We start from the raw sequence: 19247 nt of genomic DNA, 5'->3' as shown, positions 1-19247 counted from the left end.
AGCGAGACGGACGTTGCTCGTCGTCCGGTGGGCAGGGCCGGACCGCGCCTGCCCACCACGATCCGTCGGGTGTCAGGGCGTCGCCGTCTCTCGCGGCGAGGTGTCGATGATGGCGACGCCTTCCCGAGAGGAGTCGACGGTCGTGAACCGAAGCACACGGCCGTCGTCGCTGCGCGCCGACGCCGGGGCGACGAAGTCGAAGGCCGTCACGATCCGACTCGGGTCGAGCGGGTCGTCCCCGACGAGTGCGGCCCGATGCGCGGCTTCGACGATCGGGTAGAGGACGACCACACCCCGCCGAGGGGCGACGAGGCTCTCGGTGGCGGCGTCGCCGGGATCGGTGAGCGCACCCGCGATGCGCAGCGCCGCCGCACGGTGCTTGACGTCACTGATGGCACCGAAGAGCGGGTGGCGACGACGATCACGAGCGAAGTAGGAGAACGCACGGCCGGCGTTGCCGAACCGGATCCGTCGACTTGCTTGTGCGTGCTGGGGTGCCAGGACGACCCAGTCGTCCACCTGGGCAGGAGCACTCGTGGTGATCTCTCGCAGATAGTCCAGGTGAGGGGCGAACTGCGACGGGGCTTCCCAGCGCAGGCGTGACACCAGATCGACGAGATCAGCGGCTCCCATCAGCCCGGTGAGAGCGGAGAAGCGGTGAGTGACGCCGTCTTCCCGGAAGTGGTAGGAGAACTCCGTCGGCTCCGCGGACAGGGAGTCCAGGACGGGTGTCCACAGGTTGGTGTTGTGCCGGAGATCGGCGACCTTCATGGGGTAGGCGGTCGGCTCCTGCCACCGGCCGGGCGAACGAAGGGTGACCAGGCGCGCGTTGTACATCTTGTTCGGGCTGGTCGGCTTGAGCCACGGAATGTGCTGCGACACCAAGGGCGGCACCTTGTCCGGGGTGATCTGCGGCCGGCCGTCGACGGGCAGTGAGTACTGCGCCAGCTCCGCGCGGAACTCCTCCTCGGCACGGCAGATGGCCTCGAAGCCCTCGTAGAGGTCGACTTCCTTCTTCCCCAGGGTTTCCTGGCGGCCCAGGTAGAGCCGTACCAGATCCCGGTAGCCGTTGCGGAAGCCGAACCAGCGGCCCATCTGCATGAGGGTGGAGGCATTGCCGGCACGGCGCCGGAAGTACGAGACGGTCAGCCCTTCGACGGTGAAGCCGCGGGCCAGCTTCTGACCGCCGATGAGGATCTTCCAGATGGACCGCTTGTCGAAGTCGGCTTCGCCGGAGTCGATGTCCTTGTCGCCGTTGACCACGATGATCGGCTTGTCGTCGCCGCCGATCCGGATCGCGGCGGGGCCGATGTAGGGCGCGAGGTCGTCGAACGAGGCGGGCACGGCCTGGCCGTCGGCGCGTACCGCCGAGACCGGGGCGATATCCGTGTCGAACAGGTCGCGCAGCCGCTCGTGACCACGAGCACCGAGGTAGCCGGCGTTCCACCACAGCCGGGTGACCCGACCGAGCAGCTCGCGGTGCGCGTCCTGCCGGACGGACTCGTGGATCAGCATGGTGTGGTGCTGGAAGTAGCGATCGCCGAGACCGCCCTTGGCCTCGCGGTACAACTTCATCGCGGCCGTCAACACGAACATGTCCATGGCGCGTTCGAGGTGGGTGTCGTTCTCGTCGTCCTCCGCCACGATGTCGCGGACGTGGGCCATCTCGTTGGAGTTCGCGTAGGTCCGCTCCTCCTCGGCCACGGCGGAGTCGAGGTCGTGGAAGTCGCGGGCCCCCATGTACTCGTCCGGACGAGGCAGGGAGATGATGAAGTCCTTCGGGAAGATGTCCTCGGTGTCGCTCGGGTCGATGAAGACGTTCGCGAAGGGCGTCGCGGTGTAACCGACGTACTGGGCGCGCGGCAACATCCGCAGCAGCTCGGAGATCTTCTGATTGATCGCCGTCCGCTCGGCGTCCGGCTTGGCGAGGTCGGTGGTGTTCACGGAGGCCTCGTCGGACTCGTCGTCCACAATCAGGACCGGGATCTCGGAGAGCGGCGTCTTGATCTTCCGCAGGTCGTTGACCAGCTTGGTCAGGACCGTCTTGTTCTTCTTGACCACCATCAGGCGGGCCGCTGCCCGATGCAGGTTGCGCGGGTCGTAGAGAGGGAGTGCGGGTTCCTGCTTGTCGGCTTCGAGGGCGACGATCCCCTGCAGAAGGCTCTGGTAGTCCTTGCCATGGGTCGTCATCCGGTGGATGTCGAAGGCTCCGAGGGCGGAGGGCAGCGCGCCGAACGTGGCGAACCTGCCCTGGCTCCAGGCGGGGTCGTCCGCGTACTCGGATTCGTACTCGCTCGCGCCGCGCAGGATGTTCTCCCGGCCCACCAGCTCCATGTCCAGGCGCCGCTGGGTCTGGGCGCGCAGCATGTTGAGAGTGCCGCCCAGGACGATCACGAGTCGGTAGCCGGCGTCGATCGCCTTCGCGATGACACCGGCGAAATTGGCGGTCTTGCCGGACTGGACGTATCCGACCACCAGTCCCTTCGACTGGTAGGCCTCGACCGCCGCCGGGTCCGCGAGCCGCTCCACGACACGGTCGGAGGCCTCGTCGAGACCGGCGACGACGTTCTCGGGCCAGCCCTTGTCCACCAGCAGCTTGCGGTACGCGGGCCAGTACCAGGGACGACCCTGGAGGGACTGCGGGGTGTACCAGGGCTTGTGTTCGGCGCTGATGACGACCGTCCCGGTGGCCTTGGAGACGGGCACGAGGTCGTCGAGGAGCTTGCCGGTCTCCTGGCAGACGCCGAGCAGCGCGTACGTGTCGGCACGCCGCTCGTCGGTACGGGGAGGGTGGGACGACCAGGCGGCGTTCTCGCTGTAGTCCCAGCGAGTGAGCTGCTTGCGCCACACCTCCACCAACTGGTCGGTGGCGCGCGCCTGGCGGAGTACGGACAGGAAGTCGGCTTCGGTGGCGTACTCCATGGCTTCCGGCGCGAGGTCCTCGGCCTGGTACTCCAGGGCACGGACGAGTCGCTTCGGTTTTCCCGAACTCATGTCGCCGAGCGCGTGGTGATGCAGGTCGAGGCGGATGCCGGCGGCGGCGTCGGGGGTGTTCATCGGTGGTTCCTCGGCTGTCGGGAGGGCGGGGGCGGAGAGGCCGGCGGGTTTACGGGAGACGAAGACCGGTCAGGTCCACCGGTGCGCCGACCGTGGGGGCGAGCCCGGTGAGATCGGTTTGGTAGGTCACGGCCGAGATCCGTTCCAGCGCGGCTGCGGCGAGCAGTGCGGGGTCGAGGCGCGGTACGGAGTCGGCGGCCAGGACCAGAGCCTCGTCCCGTGGCGTCCAACGCTCGTCGTCCGTGTACTCGGCCGACCAGCCGGCACGTTCCAAGGCGGAATCCAGTCGGGTCAGCACCGTCGGAGCCTGCTTGGTGACGGCATCGCGCACCGCCTGGACCGACTCGGCGAGCGTGCGACCGCCGGTGCCGCCGCGGGTAAGCCGGAGCGAGGCGAACCAGAGAGGGCGGCCGGGAGCCGCCTGCAACTGCCCGAGTCCATGGATCGTGTGTCGTCGCCGCTCCGCCGCTGTCGTCTTCACCTCGATGTCGAAGTCCACGAGGGCGAAGTCGTGTTCCTCCCCGTAGGGGCCGGTCCATGCCTCGACGGCCGGTTCCCAGCCGTAGGTCCGGGCGAGTCGAGCCAGTATCGACACCTCGCCGAGGAGCCCGATCCGCTGCTCGACGCTCATCGCCCGAGGGCGGCCGAGCAACGAGCTCCATCCGTCCACGGTCTCGGCGAAGGCGTGGTCGAGTGACCGGTTCTTCGCGACGATCCGATCGGCGACGGCGAGCAGCATGTCGTGAAAGTCGCGCATCGACTCCACCTGGGTGGTCCGGATGCGGGCCATCCGTCGCCCGTCGCCCATGGCCACCTGGTCGATGCGGACGGCGGGCAGAGCGGAACGGGGCGGCTGTTGGTTCCGGCCGAGCTCGACGAGCAGGGCGATGTCCCCACCGCCGTGCCCGACCTCGTACGAGACGACGGGGTGACCGTCGGCGGCCGAGAGGCGGTAGCTGGTGCCGAGCCCTTCCCCCAGGTAGTGCTCGACCGTGGACCAGGCCAGCGCCGGACCGGTCGCGAAGTCACTCATCGTCCGCCACTCGGTTCAACTCGGCACGGGCGGCCGCGACGAGCACGGACTGCCACAGCTGCAGGTTGTCCTTCTCGCGGCTGCCGCTGTACTCCTTCTCGAAGATCTGGTGGAGCAGCAGGTACATGAGGGACTTGAGGGTCGGGGCGTCGTTGAGTCCGCCGCGCCGGCCACCGAGGATCGCGGCACGGTAGTGGTGGTTGAGGATGATCGTCCGGTTCTCCCGGTCGACCTCGAAGAAGGCGCTGTTGTCGATCTTCTGCCAGCGGACGGCGATCGGCTCCTCGCCGGGGATGATGGGCAGTTCGTCCTCTATCGCCTCCCGCACGGACGATTCGAAGCCCTTCCCGGCAGGGATCACCGGCTTCCGCGTCGTGCCGGTCCGCTTCCGTGCCTCCCGGTACGTCGCGTCGGCGTCGGCGACGTACCGGGAGAACGGGTTCCCGTCGGTGTCCGCCGCGGTCTCCAGGGACGTCACGAACTCCGGGGAGGTGGAGACGCCGTCCTTCTTCACCGTGAGGCGGAACACCTCGGAGGCGATGGAGTCGTCCGGGAGGTCGACGGCGACGCGCGCGAGGGCGAGGTGCTGTTCGGGCTGGCGGAAGTTGTTCCAGCCGCCGGCCTGGACGAGGCGGTCGTGCCGGTAGAAGTAGAAGCCCTGCCGGTCGATGACCGTGCCCACCGCCTTGAACTCGTCGAGGTTCGACTTCGCCGGCCAGACGTGCGCGGTCAAGGCGATCGGGCCGACGGAGGGGACGTCGGCGACGAAGGCGCGGGCGTAGTCGGGATGTCCGCTGACCGGGTAGGCGAACGGGTCGAGCGGCTGGACGCCGAAGTTCATGTACTCGACACCCGTGGAGACGTCCTCGACCGCGATGGTGATGTTGAAGTCGTCACGGGCCAGGAAGCGGTGCAGGTACAGGCCGAGGTGGAGCCCCAGCTTGTTGATCGTGCGGTGCAGGTAGCGGTCGGTCTGGCCGCCACCGCCGGTGTGGGGGAAGTCCTTGACGGCGTCCCAGCGGATGACCGTGCCTTGCCAGACGATCGGGCAGTCGTAGTAGCGATCGATGAGCTGCTGGGCGTAGTCCGGGGCGACGATGTCGCATTGGTAGCCGGTGACCGCCCGCTCCATCGTCCAGCGGCGCCCCGCGGGGGCCGCGGCACGAGTGCGGCGCACCTTGCTGACGACGGTGACGGCGCCGGCGTGGCTGAGCGAGGCGGACTTCAGGCCGGTACCGAACATGCCGAGGGCCTTCGTGTCGTACTGACGGCGACCGCCGACCGTCATCGCGACGTCCAGTTCCTCCTCGTCCATGCCCTTGCCGTCGTCGACGACGAGCAGGCTGACGAGCCTGTCGCCGTCACGCAGGAAGTGGATCACGACGTCCTTGGCGCCGGCGTCGATGGAGTTGTCCACCAGGTCCGCGATCGCCGCCTCGAAGCCGTAGCCCTGACTGCTGAGGGCCTCCATGTACCGAGCGTCCGGAGGCAGGTGCTTGCTGCCGGTGGTGGGTACCTCGAACTGCCAGTCAGTCGTCATGTTCGCCTTGGGATATGCGCCTACATCCGAACAAGGCTGACCCTAATGGACGGCGCCGACATCGGTACCCGGACGGCTGTTCGTCAGGCGGAGACCGTGCCCCCGTGGCACTCCCCGTACGTGAACCCCGATCCGCACCAGCACCCCGCGTCCCGCGACGGCGGCCAAGCCGTCGCTCGGGCTCGGGCCGCGAGGGTGGTGGCGTATTGGGGGAGGAGGTCGGAGTTGGAGGGGTGGGTGGATTCCGAGGCGGCGAAGGCTTCGTAGGAGGGGACCGTGGCTCGGACGATGCCCAGGTTGGGGGTGCCCGCCTGGGAGAGTTCGCGGAGGGAGGCCTCGATGTCGGTGAGGTGGGCTCTGTACGTGGGGTACTCCGCCTCCAGTTCCGGGTACGCCGCCAGGAGCTCGTCCAGTTCCGCCTTCGGCCAGTGCAGGACCGCTACCGGGAAGGGGCGGGAGAGGGCCGTGCGGTAGGTGCCCAGTTCCGAGCGGAGCCTCGTGATTTCCGCTTGGAGTTCTGCCGGGTCATCCGAGCCCAGTGACCACAGGCGCTTCGGGTCGTGGAGTTCGTCTAGGGGGACCGCCGCCGTGTGGAGCCGGTCCGCCAGGGTGTCCCAGTCGTCGTGCGGGAGCGCCAGCATCCTGCGGATCCTGTGCCTGGTGATGACCAGGGATTGAGTGGGGTGGGGGAGGGGGGTCGGCGCCTGCAGCAGGAGCGTGGCCGCTTCGGTGAGCGTGGCCTCCGCCGCCTCCAGTTCGTCGTGCGCCTCCAGCGTCTCCGCCGTGATCTCCCACGGCGCCGCGTCCGCCGGCTTCTCGCGGCGGATCCCGTCGATGATCGCGCGGGCCTCCGCCTCGTGGCCGTACTCCCAGAGGTTCGCCGCCTTCAGCGACCTGATCAGGTGCGGGTTGGCCGGCTCGCCGGAGAGGAGCTCGTCGTAGAGGGCCGTCGCCCCCGGGCGGTCGCCCGCCAGTTCCCGGTGGGCCGCGGCCTGGAGGTAGAGGGGTTCCCGGTCTCCCGGGTACTGGGCTGCCGTGCGCAGCAGACGCTCGGCTTCGGTGGTGTGGGCGGCAGGAGTGTCGGGGCGCATGCTCTCCACCGTACTGCTGTACGGGCCTGGAGAGTTGGCGCCTCAACGCTTATCGTGCCCCGCGTGCGGGACAGGGAGCGGGGCAGGGGGCGCGTGCGGGTGCCGGTCGTCGTTCAGACGCGGGGGCGTCGCCGTGCCGGTGGCCGCGTGCTCTGGGCGTGCGCCGAAACCTTCGTCACCTGCGGGGTTCTCGTACTCCTCCTCGTCGTCCACCAGCTCTGGTGGACCAATCAGCAGGCCCGTGCCGACGCCCGCGAGCAGGTGAGGGTTTTGGAGCGGGAGTGGGGGGAGTGGGGGATCTCTCCTTCGGGGGGTGGCGAGGTGGGGGGTGGTGATGCTGCGGGTGGTGATGCCGGCAGGGGTGATGCCGGCAGGGGTGATGCCGGCAGTGGTGATGCTGCGAGTGATGTGACGGTTGAGGGTGGTGAGCCTCCTGTGGCGAGCGGTGAGTCCGCCGCCCCTTCCCCCACTCCTCCCGCCCCCGACTCCCGCGCCTTCGCCATCCTCCGTATCCCCCGCCTCGGCCTCACCGTCCCCGTCGCCCGCGGCGTCTCCAAGCGTTCCGTCCTCGACAAGGGGTACGTCGGGCACTATCCCGGCACCGCCGGGCCCGGGCTTTCCGGGAACTTCGCGCTCGCCGGGCATCGGAACACCCACGGCGAGCCCTTCCGGTACGTCAACCGGCTCCGCGAGGGGGATCGCATCACCGTGCGGACCCGCGAGCGGACGTTCACGTACCGCGTCGACCAGGTCCTCCCGCAGACCGCTCCCCGTGACGTCGGCGTCATCCAGGCCGTTCCCCGGTCCCTCGTCAAGCCGTCCTACGGGTACTCCCGTCCGGGGTCCTATCTCACCCTCACCACCTGCACCCCCGAGTTCAGCAGCGCCTACCGGCTCGTCGTCTGGGCGAAGCTGGTCTCCTAGTTAGGGTCGACCGGGTGATCAGACGTAGGCCCCGGTTGCTCTGGCTTCTCCTCCCGTATCTGTTGTTCGTCGTCGCGCTGCCGCTGGTGAACTCCGTTCCCCTGTTCGTCCTGTGGCTGTTCGGGGCGACCCTCGTCACCCCCGTCGCCGTCGCCCTTGCCCGTAGGGGGGACCGGTCGTGAGTTCCGCCGCCGTCGCCGTGTCCGTCTTCGGTGTGTTCATGGTGCTGACCGTTCTTCTCGGGCTGCTCGCCGTGCGCAGGGAGCAGAGCGGCGGGCTCGACGGGTGGTCCGTCGGCGGGCGTTCGCTCGGGCCCGTCTTCATCTGGGTGCTGATGGCGGGGGAGGGGTACACCAGCTTCAGCTATCTCGGCGCCGCCGGCTGGGGATACAACTACGGCGCCCCGGTGCTGTACGTCGTCGCGTACATGTCCTGCGGCTACGCCGTCGGTTACGTCGTCGGGCCCATGCTCTGGGGGTACGCCCGCAAGCACGGGCTCGTCTCCCTCAGCGACATCACCGCCCACCGCTACCGCCGGCCCTGGCTCGGTGCGGCCGTCGCCGTCCTCGCGACCGTCTTCCTCCTGCCGTACATCCAGCTCCAGATCACCGGCATGGGCGTGGTCGTGTCCACGATCTCGTACGGCACGATCGGCCTCGACCTCGCCTACTTCCTCGCCTTCGCCGTCACCACCGGGTTCGTGGTGGTGAGCGGGCTGCGGGGGAGCGCCTGGGTGTCCGTCCTCAAGGACGCGCTCGTGATCCTCACGCTGGGGTTTCTCTTCGTGTACGTGCCGCTGCACTACTTCGGCGGGTTCGGGGAGTTCTTCGGGCGGCTCGTCGACGAGAAGAGCGAGTGGCTGTCCCTGCCCGGGCACGGGGGTGAGGAGAGCGGGTACGGCGTCGGCTGGTTCGCCTCCACCACCGTCCTCAACTCCCTCACCGTGGTCATCTTTCCGACCACCGTCGCCGGGTATCTCGGTGCCCGTGACGCCGACACCCTCCGGCGCAACGCCGTCTGGCTGCCCGCCTACAACGTCCTGTTGTTCGTTCCCATGCTCCTCGGGACCGCGGCCCTCTTCGTCGTCCCCGGGCTCGTCGGCGCCGAGTCGAACCTCGCCCTCTTCAAGCTGGTCACCGACTCGCTCCCCGCCTGGGCCGTCGGCCTCGTCGGCGTGGCGGCCGCGCTCTCCTCGATCGTCCCTATGGCCGTGTTCATGCTGGTCATCGGCACCATGTGGGGGCGGAGCGTGCTCTCGCTCTCCCCTCGCCTGCGCCGCCGGGAGAAGGGCGCCGCCCAGCTCGTGGTCGTCGTCGCCGGGGTGCTCGCCCTTGTGATGACGTACACCGCCCCCAACACCCTCGTGCGGCTCTCTCTCATCTCGTACGAGGGGATGGCGCAGTTGCTGCCGTTGGTGTTGCTGGGGCTCGTGTGGCGGGGGATGACCCTGAGGGGTGGGGTGTGCGGGCTGGGGGTCGGGGTCGCGGTCGTCTGCGCGCTCGTCTTCTCCGGGAACGATCCGCTGTGGGGCGTCAACGCCGGGCTGCTTGCCCTCGTCGTCAATCTCGCCGTGGCCGTCTCCGTCAGCCTCCTCGGGGCGCCCGAGACCGGGGACGAGCGGGGTGACGAGGACGTCCTCGCCCTGGAGGAGTTCACCGACGCGGCCGTCGTTCCGGCCGCCTTCCCAGGACGAGGGTGATCACGGCGCCGGACAGCGCCAGGCCCGCCGAGACCAGGAGCGCCGCGTCCGCGCCGGCCGTCGTCAGGGCCAGCGTCAGGGCCACGCCCGCCGCGGAACCGATGTAGCGGGCGGTGTTGTTGGCCCCCGAGCCCATCGCCGCCCGCTCCGGCGGTACGGAGTCGACGGCGAGCCGGGGCAGCGCCGCGTTCAGGAGGCCGCTGCCCGCGCCGGCCACGAGGAGGCCGGGGAGGAGGCGCGGCCAGGGGCCCTCCAGGCCGCCGAGCAGGGCGAGGACGCCCGTCGCCGACAGGGTGAAGCCCACGGTCAGCTGGTACGCGGCGGACAGCCGGCCCGCGAGGCGGCGCGCCTGGAGGGCGACGACGAACGCGGTGCCCGACCAGAGCACGAACAGCCCGGCCGCCCCCAGCGGCGACATCCCCGCCCCGCTCTGGAGCAGCGCGGGCACCACGCTGAACAGGCCGATCACCGCCAGGCCCGTGAACAGCGCCCCGAGCGTCGACGCCAGGAACGCGGGCCGGCGCAGGAGCGCCAGGTCGACCATGGGCGTACGGCTCCGGTGCTCGACCGCCACGAAGACCGCCGACAGGGCGGCCGAGGCGAGGAAGAGGAGGCCCACCGGGGCGCGCAGCCAGCCGTCACGGCCCAGGGTGAGCGCGGTGAGCAGGGCCGCCAGGGCCAGGCCGAGCGCGAGCGCGCCCGGGATGTCGGGGCGCGCCTGCCGCGGCCGCTCCGCCGTGTCGGGGCCGAGTGCGCGGGCGCCCGCCGCCGCGGTCGCCAGGGCCGCGAGCCCCAGCACCTCGTACGCCAGGCGCCAGTCCACCAGGCTCAGCGCGCCCGCGAGCAGCGGGCCGAGCGCGATGCCGCCGCTCACCGACGCGCCCCAGATGCCGGTCGCCCTGATCCGGTCGCGGCCCGAGGGGTACGCGTCGGCCAGCAGGCCCAGGCTGCCCGCGAGGACCGCCGCGCTCGCCGCGCCCTGGGCGATCCGGGCCAGGGTGAAGGTGAGCGTGGAGCCCGCGAAGGCGCCGAGGGCGGTGGTGACGCCCAGGGCGAGGGTGCCGAGGAGGAAGACCCGGCGCCGGCCGTGCGCGTCGGCGAGGCTGCCGGCCACGAGGAGGAGGACGGCGAGGCCGAGCGGGGTGCCGTTGAGCAGCCAGGCCCGGGCCGAGTCCGGGGTCCCGAAGGCCGCCGCCGTGTCGGGGAGGGTGAGCATTGGGGCCGTGTAGTTCATCAGCGCGACGGCCGTGGCGGCGCCGGTGACGGCGAGCGTGGCGGCGGGGCGGGCCCGCCGCGTGCGCGCGGGGGCGCCGTGGGCGGTGGCGAGCTGGGGCATGGCAGGGACCTCCACCCGTCGGTTCGGTGCACTCGGTTCGGTGACCGTCGGTTCAGTGAATGAACCCAACCTAGCAGCTCGGTTCGTTCACCGAACCTTGAATGGGTACGATGGAGCCATGGCTCTCGGCAAGGACTACGCCCACCAGCAGTGCTCCATCGCCCGCGCCCTCGAGGTCGTCGGCGAGCGCTGGACCCTCCTCGTCGTCCGCGACGCCTTCTACGGCGTCCGCCGCTACAACGACTTCCTCGTCCACCTCGGCGCCCCGCGCGCGGTCCTCGCCGCCCGCCTCCAGGCCCTCGTCGAGGCCGGAGTCCTCGACAGGCGGCGCTACCAGGAGTCGCCCCCGCGCGACGAGTACGTGCTCACCGAGCGCGGCCTCGCCCTCTGGCCCGTCCTCCGCTCGCTCGGCGCCTGGGGGCGCGCCGAGGTCCCCGGAGCCGTACCGGTGCGCCACTTCCACCACGCCGACTGCGGCACCGAGCTCGGCTCGTACGGCGAATGCCCCGCCTGCCGCGTCCCCGTGCCGCCCGCCGACGTCGAGATGCGGCCCGGCGCCGGGCTCGACCGGGACCCGGTGGATCCGGTCGGCCGCGCCCTGCTCCGGCCCCGCCGGCTGCTCGTCCCGGTCGTCCCCGTCGTGCGCGAGGACACGCCGGAGCGCGGGAACTCCTGATCGGTGCGGTACGTCCTCATGGTGGAAAGTGCGTGGGAATCGCGTCGGAATCGCGTCGGAATCGCGCGAGAAGCGTGCCGGCGAGCGGGAAGCAGGGGGTGGTGAGATGACGGTCAGGAGTCTGGTCCTGCGCGTGCTCGCGCCGCTCTTCTTCCTCCTCGCCCTTGCCGACCTCTTCCTCTCCGACGGCGCGGGCCTCGCCGCCGTCGTCCTCGCCGCGACCACCGTCGTCTGCGCCCTCATCGGCGCCCCCACGGCCCCCGCCGTCCCGGCGACCCGCGTCCGCACGGCGATACGCGACCGCGAGCGGCGCACCGCCTTCCTGCCCCAGCGCGATCCCGACGCCGCCGGCCGCCGCAGACCCCGAGCTCCCGGCCGCCCCCTCCCGACGGCCGCGTAGGAGCCCACGCCGGTCGGTGACCTCGGTCGCCTGCCGGGAGTCCGACGTACACCGGAAGGTCCTCACGCGGATCCGTCATGCCGAGACCCGAATCTCTCCCGGCACGACGAGACCCCACGGAGGGCTCCCTTGTCCGTTTTCGCTTCCCTGGTCGAGCGGCTCGCCGACCTGCTCCAGCCGCTCTTCGCCACCACCGCCGCGGCCGCCGCGATCATCCTCTTCACGATGCTCGTACGGCTCGCGATCCACCCGCTCTCCCGGGCGGCCGCGCGCGGCCAGAAGGCCCGCACCCGGATCGCCCCGCAGCTCGCCGCCCTCCGCAAGAAGCACGCCAAGAACCCCGAGCGACTCCAGAAGGCGATGCTGGAGCTCCACGCCAAGGAGAAGGTCTCGCCCTTCGCCGGGATCCTGCCCAGCCTCCTCCAAGCGCCCGCGTTCTTCCTGATGTACCACCTGTTCTCCGGCGACCGGATGGCCGGGCACACCCTCTTCGCCGCCCCGCTCGGCGACCACTGGGCCGACGTCCTCTCCCACGGCGGAGTCCTCGGCCCGGCGGGGCGCGTCTACCTCGTCCTCTTCGCGGTCGTCGCCGCCGTCGCCGTCTTCACCTACCGCCGCACGAAGCAGCAGCTCGCCGTCCAGCCCCTCGACCTGGGGCAGCCCACGCCCGGCGCGGGCGCGATCGCCAAGGTGATGCCGCTGCTCTCCTTCGCCACCCTCATCACGGTCGCCGTCGTCCCCCTCGCCGCCGCCCTCTACGTCGTCACCAGCACCACCTGGACCGCCGTCGAGCGGGCGTTCCTCTACCGCGACCAGGCGAAGCGGGAGCCTTCGGGCGCCGTTGCTACTCGCGCGTAAGGGTCCAGTGTGTGAACGGGGTCTTGCAGAGCGACCCGTTCTCTTGGAGGATCGACCAATCCTCCGATGGCCGCACTCCATCGGCCGGGGCACCCTCAGGGCCCTTCCCGGGCCCACCTCGACCACCGGGAGAAGACCATGAAGCTGCTGCGCGTAGGCCCGCCGGGAGCCGAGCGTCCCGCCCTGCTCGACCGGGACGGGACCCTCCGCGACCTGTCCGCGCTGGTCGACGACATCGACGGAGGTCTGCTCTCCGACGCCTCCACGCTCGACCGGATCCGGGCGGCCGCCGGGGCCGGCGTGCTGCCCGCGCTCGACGCGACCGGGCTGCGCGTCGGCCCGCCGGTCGGCCGCATCGGCAAGGTCGTGTGCATCGGGCTGAACTACCACGGGCACGCCGCCGAGACCGGCCAGGCCACCCCGGCGGAGCCGGTCGTCTTCCTCAAGGCCGCCGACACCGTCGTCGGCCCGGACGACACCGTGCTCGTACCGCGCGGCTCGGTGAAGACCGACTGGGAGGTGGAGCTCGCGATCGTCATCGGCCGCACCGCCCGCTACCTGGAGACCGACGAGGAGGCCCTCGCGCACGTCGCGGGCTACGCGGTCGCCCACGACGTCTCCGAGCGCGAGTGGCAGATCGAGCGCGGCGGCACCTGGGACAAGGGCAAGAACGCCGAGACGTTCAACCCCCTCGGCCCCTGGCTCGTCACCGCCGACGAGGTGCCCGACCCGCAGGCCCTCTCCCTCCGCCTCTGGGTCAACGGCGAGCTCAAGCAGGACGGTCACACCTCCGACCAGATCTTCCCGGTCGCGGAGGTCGTCCGGTACGTCAGCCGGTTCATGACGCTCTACCCCGGCGACATCATCAACACCGGCACACCCGCGGGCGTCGCCATGGGCCAGCCGGAGCCCAAGCCGTACCTGCGCCCCGGCGACGTCGTCGAGCTGGAGGTCGAGGGCCTCGGCCGGCAGCGGCAGGAGCTGAAGGGCGCCTGACCGTGGCTTGAACACGCTGGCCTGAAGATGGCGGCGCCCCGCGTGGGGCGTCGCTATTTTCGTATCCTTTTTGCATATTGCCCGGTATGGAACCAGAACAAGACACGCATAACCGGCGGCCTTCCCGCCGCCGCCTCGCAGTCATCGCCGCGGCCACGGTCGGGGCCACCGCCCTCGTCGGCGCGCTGGCCGTCAACGGCTTCGCGGATCCGCTCCCCGGTGGCCTCGGCCCCTGCCTGCCGGGCAAGTGCCCGCCCGACGGCTACCCCGGCATCAACAGCGACGCCGTCATCTACCGCGACAACAACATCAACATCTTCGTCGGGGGCGACTTCCTCGTCCGCGAGGCCGCGGCCGAGGCCGAGGGCAAGGTCGTCGTCCTCGGCGGCTTCGACCAGAACAAGCGCGCAGGCGTCTCCAGCGTCTACAACGTGGGCATCGTCGGCGCCGGCTCCCGCATCCCACCCGAGGACGGCAAGGACTTCCTCACCGTCGGCAAGGACCTGACGGTGGCCTCCGGCCAGACGCTCCTCGCCGAGGAGGGCGTCGTCAAGGGCGTCGTACGGTACGGGGGCGTGCTCTCGGGGACGGTCAACCCCACCCCCGTCCACGACACCGCGGCCGCCGACCCGTACACCGCCCTCCGGGGGCAGCTCACCGACGCCAGCCAGTGCTACGCCTACGTGAACGGCGCCTCCCGCACCGAGACCGGAACCGCCGTCAACAAGGACACCGAGACCCTCTTCACGGGTGACGGCAGCTCGGATCTCCAGGTCTTCAACGTCGACTTCGACCTGGAGTCGGCGAGCGGCGGGCAGCAGGGCATCCGCTTCGAGAACATCCCCGCCGACGCGACCGTCCTGGTCAACGTCCTCGGCGCCGACCGCACCGTCGACACGTACATCAACGGACTGCCGGACGGACTGCGCGAGCGCGTCCTGTGGAATTTCCCGGACGCGACGACGGTCAAGTTCGAGGGCACGGCCCAGTTCGCGGGCAGTGTGCTCATCGGCAACCAGGCCAGCACGGCGACGGTCACGATGCCGGGCACCAACGGCCGCTTCTTCACCACCGGGAACCTGACACACGCTTCGGAGGCCACCGGCGGCGGTGGCCAGGAGATGCACGCCTACCCGTTCGACGGCGACCTTCCGTCCTGCACCGACCCCACGCCCACACCGACCCCGACGGACCCCACACCGACGCCGACCGATCCGACGCCGACTCCGACGGATCCCACCCCGACTCCCACGGACCCCACTCCCACGCCGACCGATCCGACGCCGACCCCGACGGACCCGACGCCGACCCCGACGGACCCGACGCCGACCCCGACGGACCCGACGCCGACCCCGACCGACCCCACCCCCACCCCCACGCCCACCGACCCCACGACCGGTGGCTCGAACGGCGGTGACTCGGGCGGAGACACCGGCGGTTACGGCGACTCCGGCGGTTACGGAGACTCGGGTGGCTACGGCGACTCCGGCGGCAACCACGGCCCGCAGGGCGAACTGTCCGAGACCGGAGCCGGCACCGGGACGGTCGTCATGGGCGCCCTCGCCGCCGGCCTCGCCCTCGGCGGCGGGATCCTCGTGACCGTCAGCCGCCGTCGCCGGAGCCGTACGAGCTGAGCAGCCGCTCCAGCGCCTCGACGACCATCGCGTGGTCCTCGGCCTGCGGCAGCCCCGAGACCGTGACCGAGCCGATCACCCCCGCGCCCTCGACCGCGACCGGGAACGAACCGCCATGGGCGGCGTACCGGTCGGGGTCGAGGCGCGAGGACGCCTCGAACGTCGTCCCCTTGGCGCGGAACCGGGCGCCGACCAGGAACGAACTCGCGCCGTACCGCTCGACGACCCGCCGCTTCCGGTCGATCCAGGCGTCGTTGTCCGCGCTGGACCCCGGCAGCGCGCAGTGGAACAGCTGCTGTGCGCCGCGTCGGATGTCGATCGCCACCGGCGCATCGCGCTCCCGGGCCAGGCGGACGAGGAGGGTGCCGAGCGCCCAGGCGTCCTCGTACGTGAACCGGGGGAGGACCAGGCGGGCTTCCTGGGCCTCCAGTTCGCCGATCTCGGGGGTGCTCACAGCGTCACCGTGACGCCCTCGCGGGCCGACCGCTTCGCCGCCTCCAGGACGTCGAGCGCGGCGGCGGCCTCGTGGGCCGTGACCGGGTTGTCGCCGGTGCCGCGCAGGGCGGCGGCGACGGCCGCGTAGTACGCCGGGTACGCGCCGGGCAGCGACGGGACCGGGGTGCCGCCGCCGGTCAGCGGGGACTCCCCGGAGCCGAGCCGGCCCCACAGCCCCTCGGGCTCCACGCCCCAGACCGTGCCGGGCACGGGGCGCAGGCCCTCGCGCAGGGCGGCCTCCTGCGGGTCGAGCCCGTACTTCACGAAGCCCGCGCGCTGCCCGAGCACCCGGAAGCGGGGGCCGAGCTGGGCGGCGGTGGCGCTCACGTACAGATGGGAGCGGACCCCGCCCGCGTGTGTGATCGCCAGGAAGGTGTCGTCGTCGGCGGCGGCGCCCGGGCGGCGCACGTCCGACTCGGCGTACACCGAGACCGCCGGGCCGAAGAGCACGAGGGCCTGGTCGACGACGTGGCTGCCCAGGTCGTACAGCAGCCCGCCGATCTCCTCGGGCGCGCCCGACTCCCGCCAGCCGCCCTTGGGCTGCGGGCGCCACCGCTCGAAGCGGGACTCGAAGCGCTGGACCTCGCCGAGCGCGTCCTCGTCGAGGAGGCGGCGGAGGGTCAGGAAGTCGTTGTCCCAGCGGCGGTTCTGGAAGACCGAGAGCAGCAGGCCCCGCTCCTCGGCGAGGGCGGCGAGGCCGCGTGCCTCGGCGGCGGTCCCGGCGAGCGGCTTGTCGACGACGACCGGGATGCCGGCTTCCAGGGCGGCGGTGGCGACCGCGACGTGCGTCTTGTTGGGGGAGGCGACGACGACGAGGTCGAGCTCCTCGGCCCCCCGCTCCCACAGCTCGTCGGGGGAGGCCGCGACCCGCACGCCCGGGTGGGCGGCGCGGACCTCGGCGGCCCGCTCCGGATTGCCGGTGGTGACGGCGGCGAGGACGAGGTCCTCGGAGGCGTCGATCAGCGGGGCGTGGAAGACGGAGCCCGCGAGGCCGTAGCCGACGAGTCCGACGCGGAGGGGGGTGCGCGGGGCGGTGCCAGTCATGCGTCTCACTTAAGCAACGCTGTTGCCAAAGTGCAAGCGACCGCGACAATGGGGGCGTGAACAGGGAGCAGATGCATGCGAAGGGCCTCGGCGGCGTGAACGTACCGGCGCTGCGCAGCCACAACGCCGCGCTCGTGCTCGACCTGCTGCGCACGGCGGGGGAGGCGGGGATCAGCCGCCTGGAGCTGGCCGAGAGGACCGGGCTCACCCCGCAGGCCGTCAGCAAGATCACCGCCAGGCTCCGGGCCGAGGGCCTGGCCGCCGAGGCGGGCCACCGAGCCTCGACGGGCGGCAAGCCCCGCACGGTCCTGCGCCTGGTGCCCTCCGCCGGGCACGCGGTCGGCGTCCACCTCGACCGCGACGAGCTGACGACCCTCCTGACGGACCTCGCGGGCACGGTCGTGGCCCTGCGCCGCCGCCCGGTCGACCTGGGCGAGGGGGCGGGTCCCGTCCTGGACGCGGTGACGGGGGAGGTACGGGCGCTGCTCGCGGCGAGGCCCGGGTCGGGGGAGACCGCGGCGGGGCTCGGGGAGTCCGCCGGGGCGGGGCCCGGGGACTCCGCCGGGGCGGGTCCCGGGGAGTCCGCCGGGCCCGTCCTCGGGATCGGCGTCGCCATGCCCGGCCCCCTGGACCATCGCGCCGGAGTGCCCGGCCGGGTGACCGGCTTCCCCTCCTGGGACGGATATCCCGTACGCGACGAGCTGGCCCGGCGCCTCGGGCTGCCCGTCGTCCTCGACAAGGACACGAACGCCGCCGCCCTCGGCCTCGCCCTGCGCCCCGCCGCCCCCGGCTCCTTCGCCTACGTCCACCTCGGTACGGGGCTGGGCGCCGGCCTCGTCCTCGGCGGCACGCCGCTGCGCGGGGACAGGACCGGGGCGGGCGAGTTCGGGCACCAGACCGTCCAGCTCGACGGGCCGCCGTGCGGCTGCGGCGGGCGCGGCTGCCTGGAGGTCCTCTGCCTGGCGGAGGTCGTACGCGGCGAACTCGCCGAGGCCGCGCGGATCCTCGGCACGGGCGCGGCCAACCTCGTACGGCTCCTCGACATCGATCAGGTCCTGCTGGGCGGGCGGGTGGTGCTCGGCGCGCCGGAGGTCTTCGCAGACGGCGTCCGGGGGGTCCTCGCCGGGCTGGGGCTCCCGACGCCGGTCGTCGTGGCCACGGCCCCGCAGGCCGTGGCGGTGGGCGCGGCGTGGCTCGTTCTCGCTCCGATCTTCGGACAATAGGCTGATCAGGCGGATTACGCGGGCCGTTCGGGCGCGCGCACGGTGTCGCTGCCCGGCCCGCCCGTCCGGGCGTGGCAGCGTCGCGGCCGACCCGTACGCCCGCGAGCAGCAAAGGCAGCCACCCCATGGCACCCGCCCCCCTGCGCCAGCGCACTGCCCTCGCCGAGACCGTGACCACGACCCTGGCCGCGACGGCGAGAGCGGCGGCCGTCTCGGCGGTCACCGCGACCGCGGCCCTCGGCCTCACGGCCCCAGTACTCGCGACCCCGGCGACCATCTCCACGAGAGAGGCCCCCGCACCGAAGGCGGCCCCCTTGGCCCCAGCCGGGCCGGCCGTCCCAGCCGCCCCGGCCTCCGCCGCCCCCGCCCCGAACGCCCCCGACGCCCCGGCGGCCCCCCGGGCCCCCGCCCCCCACATCCCCGCCCCCGACCCGCCCACCCCGTCCTGCGGCGCGGCCCCGGACGGCGGGTTCCCGCTCGCGGCCCGGATCCACGGCGGCCCGGCCGACTATCCCGCCGGCGGCCCCCTCCAGGCCTGGAAGCTCGACCTCACGAACACCACCGACGCGCCCTGCACCGGCGTCCACCCCGTCCTCGTCCTCACCGACCGGGACCGTGCGCTCCGGGCCGGCCAGATCCGCTTCGAGTTCTACGACGAGGGGTCGGCCGACTGGCGGCCCGTGGTCTTCGAAGCGACCGAAGAGGCCGAGAACGTCGGCGCGTTCACCGGCTTCGGCGGCTTCGCGGTCCCCGCGGGCCGGACGCTGACCGTCCCCGTACGGCTCGCGTTCCGCGAGGACACCGTCCCCGACGAGGTCGTCGTGAGCGCGGCGGTCGTCCAGCGCCGGGGCGCCGACGGCGACTGGGTCGGCGCGTCCGACGACTACCGCCTGACCGTCGGCCCCGTCGCGCCCGAGGAATCCGGTACGCCCGAGCCGACCGCGACCCCGGCCGACCCGCCGGCCTCCACGGCCCCCGCCGCCAAGGACCCGAAGGACCCGAAGGACCCGAAGAGCGCCACCGCCACCGGCCCCGAGCGCGAACTCGCCCACACCGGACGGGAGTCCGACCGGGAGGCCGTCCTCCTGGCCGCGCTCGCCGCCGCGCTCGTCCTGTGCGGCGCCACCCTCATCCGTACCGCCCGGCGCACCGCCCGGCGGACCGTCCCCAGCACCGCACAACGACCCCGCCGCCCCCGGCACTCCTGAGCCATGCTCCGTACACCTTCCCGTTCATCCCCG

At 72.1% G+C, this 19247-nt stretch carries 17 protein-coding genes; 10 read left to right on the top strand and 7 right to left on the bottom strand.

Annotated features, from left to right (window positions below):
- Nucleotides 1-72: 72 nt before the first annotated feature.
- From ASC82_RS03150 to ASC82_RS03135, 4 genes are all read right to left on the bottom strand, one after another.
- Nucleotides 73-3057 (bottom strand): Z1 domain-containing protein, encoded by a 2985-nt coding sequence (locus tag ASC82_RS03150; protein WP_056641030.1) that lies wholly within the window; start codon nt 3055-3057, stop codon nt 73-75.
- 49 nt (nt 3058-3106) lie between these two features.
- The gene (locus ASC82_RS03145) at nt 3107-4090 is read right to left on the bottom strand and encodes a PD-(D/E)XK motif protein (RefSeq protein WP_079038994.1); all 984 of its coding nucleotides are present in this window, start codon (nt 4088-4090) and stop codon (nt 3107-3109) included.
- Entirely contained in the window at nt 4083-5630 is a 1548-nt protein-coding gene (locus ASC82_RS03140) for an ATP-binding protein (RefSeq protein ID WP_056641027.1), read from the bottom strand. The genes ASC82_RS03145 and ASC82_RS03140 overlap by 8 nt, the downstream gene beginning before the upstream one ends.
- Nucleotides 5631-5713: 83 nt before the next feature.
- On the bottom strand, nt 5714-6721 hold the full coding sequence (locus ASC82_RS03135) for an SEC-C domain-containing protein (protein ID WP_056641026.1): 1008 nt from the start codon (nt 6719-6721) through the stop codon (nt 5714-5716).
- Between ASC82_RS03135 and ASC82_RS03130 the strand changes: the two genes are divergently transcribed.
- Genes ASC82_RS03130 through ASC82_RS03125 form a run of 3 tightly spaced genes read left to right on the top strand, consistent with a single transcriptional unit; the run spans nt 6611 to nt 9344 of the window.
- Nucleotides 6611-7645, top strand: a complete 1035-nt coding sequence (locus ASC82_RS03130) for a class E sortase (RefSeq protein ID WP_347336063.1) — start codon at nt 6611-6613, stop codon at nt 7643-7645. The two genes, ASC82_RS03135 and ASC82_RS03130, sit on opposite strands and share 111 nt — an antisense overlap.
- A gap of 14 nt (nt 7646-7659) precedes the next feature.
- Complete coding sequence (locus tag ASC82_RS30300) at nt 7660-7827, top strand: hypothetical protein (protein WP_157848181.1); 168 nt, start codon at nt 7660-7662, stop codon at nt 7825-7827.
- A gap of 38 nt (nt 7828-7865) precedes the next feature.
- Nucleotides 7866-9344, top strand: a complete 1479-nt coding sequence (locus ASC82_RS03125) for a hypothetical protein (protein WP_056641529.1) — start codon at nt 7866-7868, stop codon at nt 9342-9344.
- Here ASC82_RS03125 and ASC82_RS03120 read toward each other — a convergent pair.
- Complete coding sequence (locus ASC82_RS03120) at nt 9298-10680, bottom strand: MFS transporter (protein WP_056641021.1); 1383 nt, start codon at nt 10678-10680, stop codon at nt 9298-9300. The genes ASC82_RS03125 and ASC82_RS03120 overlap by 47 nt on opposite strands.
- A 118-nt stretch (nt 10681-10798) precedes the next feature.
- Between ASC82_RS03120 and ASC82_RS03115 the strand changes: the two genes are divergently transcribed.
- From ASC82_RS03115 to ASC82_RS03095, 5 genes are all read left to right on the top strand, one after another.
- On the top strand, nt 10799-11356 hold the full coding sequence (locus ASC82_RS03115) for a helix-turn-helix domain-containing protein (RefSeq protein ID WP_056641018.1): 558 nt from the start codon (nt 10799-10801) through the stop codon (nt 11354-11356).
- Between the two features lie 106 nt (nt 11357-11462).
- Nucleotides 11463-11756 carry a DUF6412 domain-containing protein gene (locus ASC82_RS03110; protein WP_024756352.1) on the top strand — a complete coding sequence of 98 codons (294 nt, stop codon included), beginning with the start codon at nt 11463-11465 and terminating at the stop codon, nt 11754-11756.
- Between the two features lie 129 nt (nt 11757-11885).
- Nucleotides 11886-12614: a membrane protein insertase YidC gene (gene yidC / locus ASC82_RS03105; RefSeq protein ID WP_056641015.1), complete on the top strand. Its 729-nt coding sequence runs from the start codon at nt 11886-11888 to the stop codon at nt 12612-12614.
- A 138-nt stretch (nt 12615-12752) separates the two neighbouring features.
- The gene (locus ASC82_RS03100; protein WP_056641012.1) at nt 12753-13610 is read left to right on the top strand and encodes a fumarylacetoacetate hydrolase family protein; all 858 of its coding nucleotides are present in this window, start codon (nt 12753-12755) and stop codon (nt 13608-13610) included.
- Nucleotides 13611-13696: 86 nt separating this feature from the next.
- Nucleotides 13697-15244 (top strand): choice-of-anchor A family protein, encoded by a 1548-nt coding sequence (locus ASC82_RS03095; protein ID WP_079038993.1) that lies wholly within the window; start codon nt 13697-13699, stop codon nt 15242-15244.
- On the opposite strand, the gene ASC82_RS03090 is transcribed toward ASC82_RS03095, so the two are convergent.
- Together ASC82_RS03090 and ASC82_RS03085 are read right to left on the bottom strand one after the other, a co-directional pair.
- Complete coding sequence (locus tag ASC82_RS03090; protein ID WP_056641009.1) at nt 15213-15698, bottom strand: heme-degrading domain-containing protein; 486 nt, start codon at nt 15696-15698, stop codon at nt 15213-15215. The two genes, ASC82_RS03095 and ASC82_RS03090, sit on opposite strands and share 32 nt — an antisense overlap.
- Nucleotides 15695-16783 (bottom strand): Gfo/Idh/MocA family oxidoreductase, encoded by a 1089-nt coding sequence (locus ASC82_RS03085; protein ID WP_056641005.1) that lies wholly within the window; start codon nt 16781-16783, stop codon nt 15695-15697. Before ASC82_RS03085 ends, ASC82_RS03090 begins: the two co-directional genes overlap by 4 nt.
- Nucleotides 16784-16854: 71 nt before the next feature.
- Here ASC82_RS03085 and ASC82_RS03080 point away from each other — a divergent pair, with 71 nt between their 5' ends.
- Entirely contained in the window at nt 16855-18006 is a 1152-nt protein-coding gene (locus ASC82_RS03080) for an ROK family transcriptional regulator (RefSeq protein WP_199862457.1), read from the top strand.
- Between the two features lie 125 nt (nt 18007-18131).
- Nucleotides 18132-19214 (top strand): hypothetical protein, encoded by a 1083-nt coding sequence (locus ASC82_RS03075; protein ID WP_056641002.1) that lies wholly within the window; start codon nt 18132-18134, stop codon nt 19212-19214.
- The last annotated feature ends 33 nt before the right edge of the window (nt 19215-19247 follow it).

This window comes from Streptomyces sp. Root431 (genome assembly GCF_001426585.1).
GTDB classification, from domain to species: Bacteria; Actinomycetota; Actinomycetes; order Streptomycetales; family Streptomycetaceae; genus Streptomyces; species Streptomyces stackebrandtii.
This window is presented reverse-complemented; position numbering and strand designations above follow the sequence as displayed.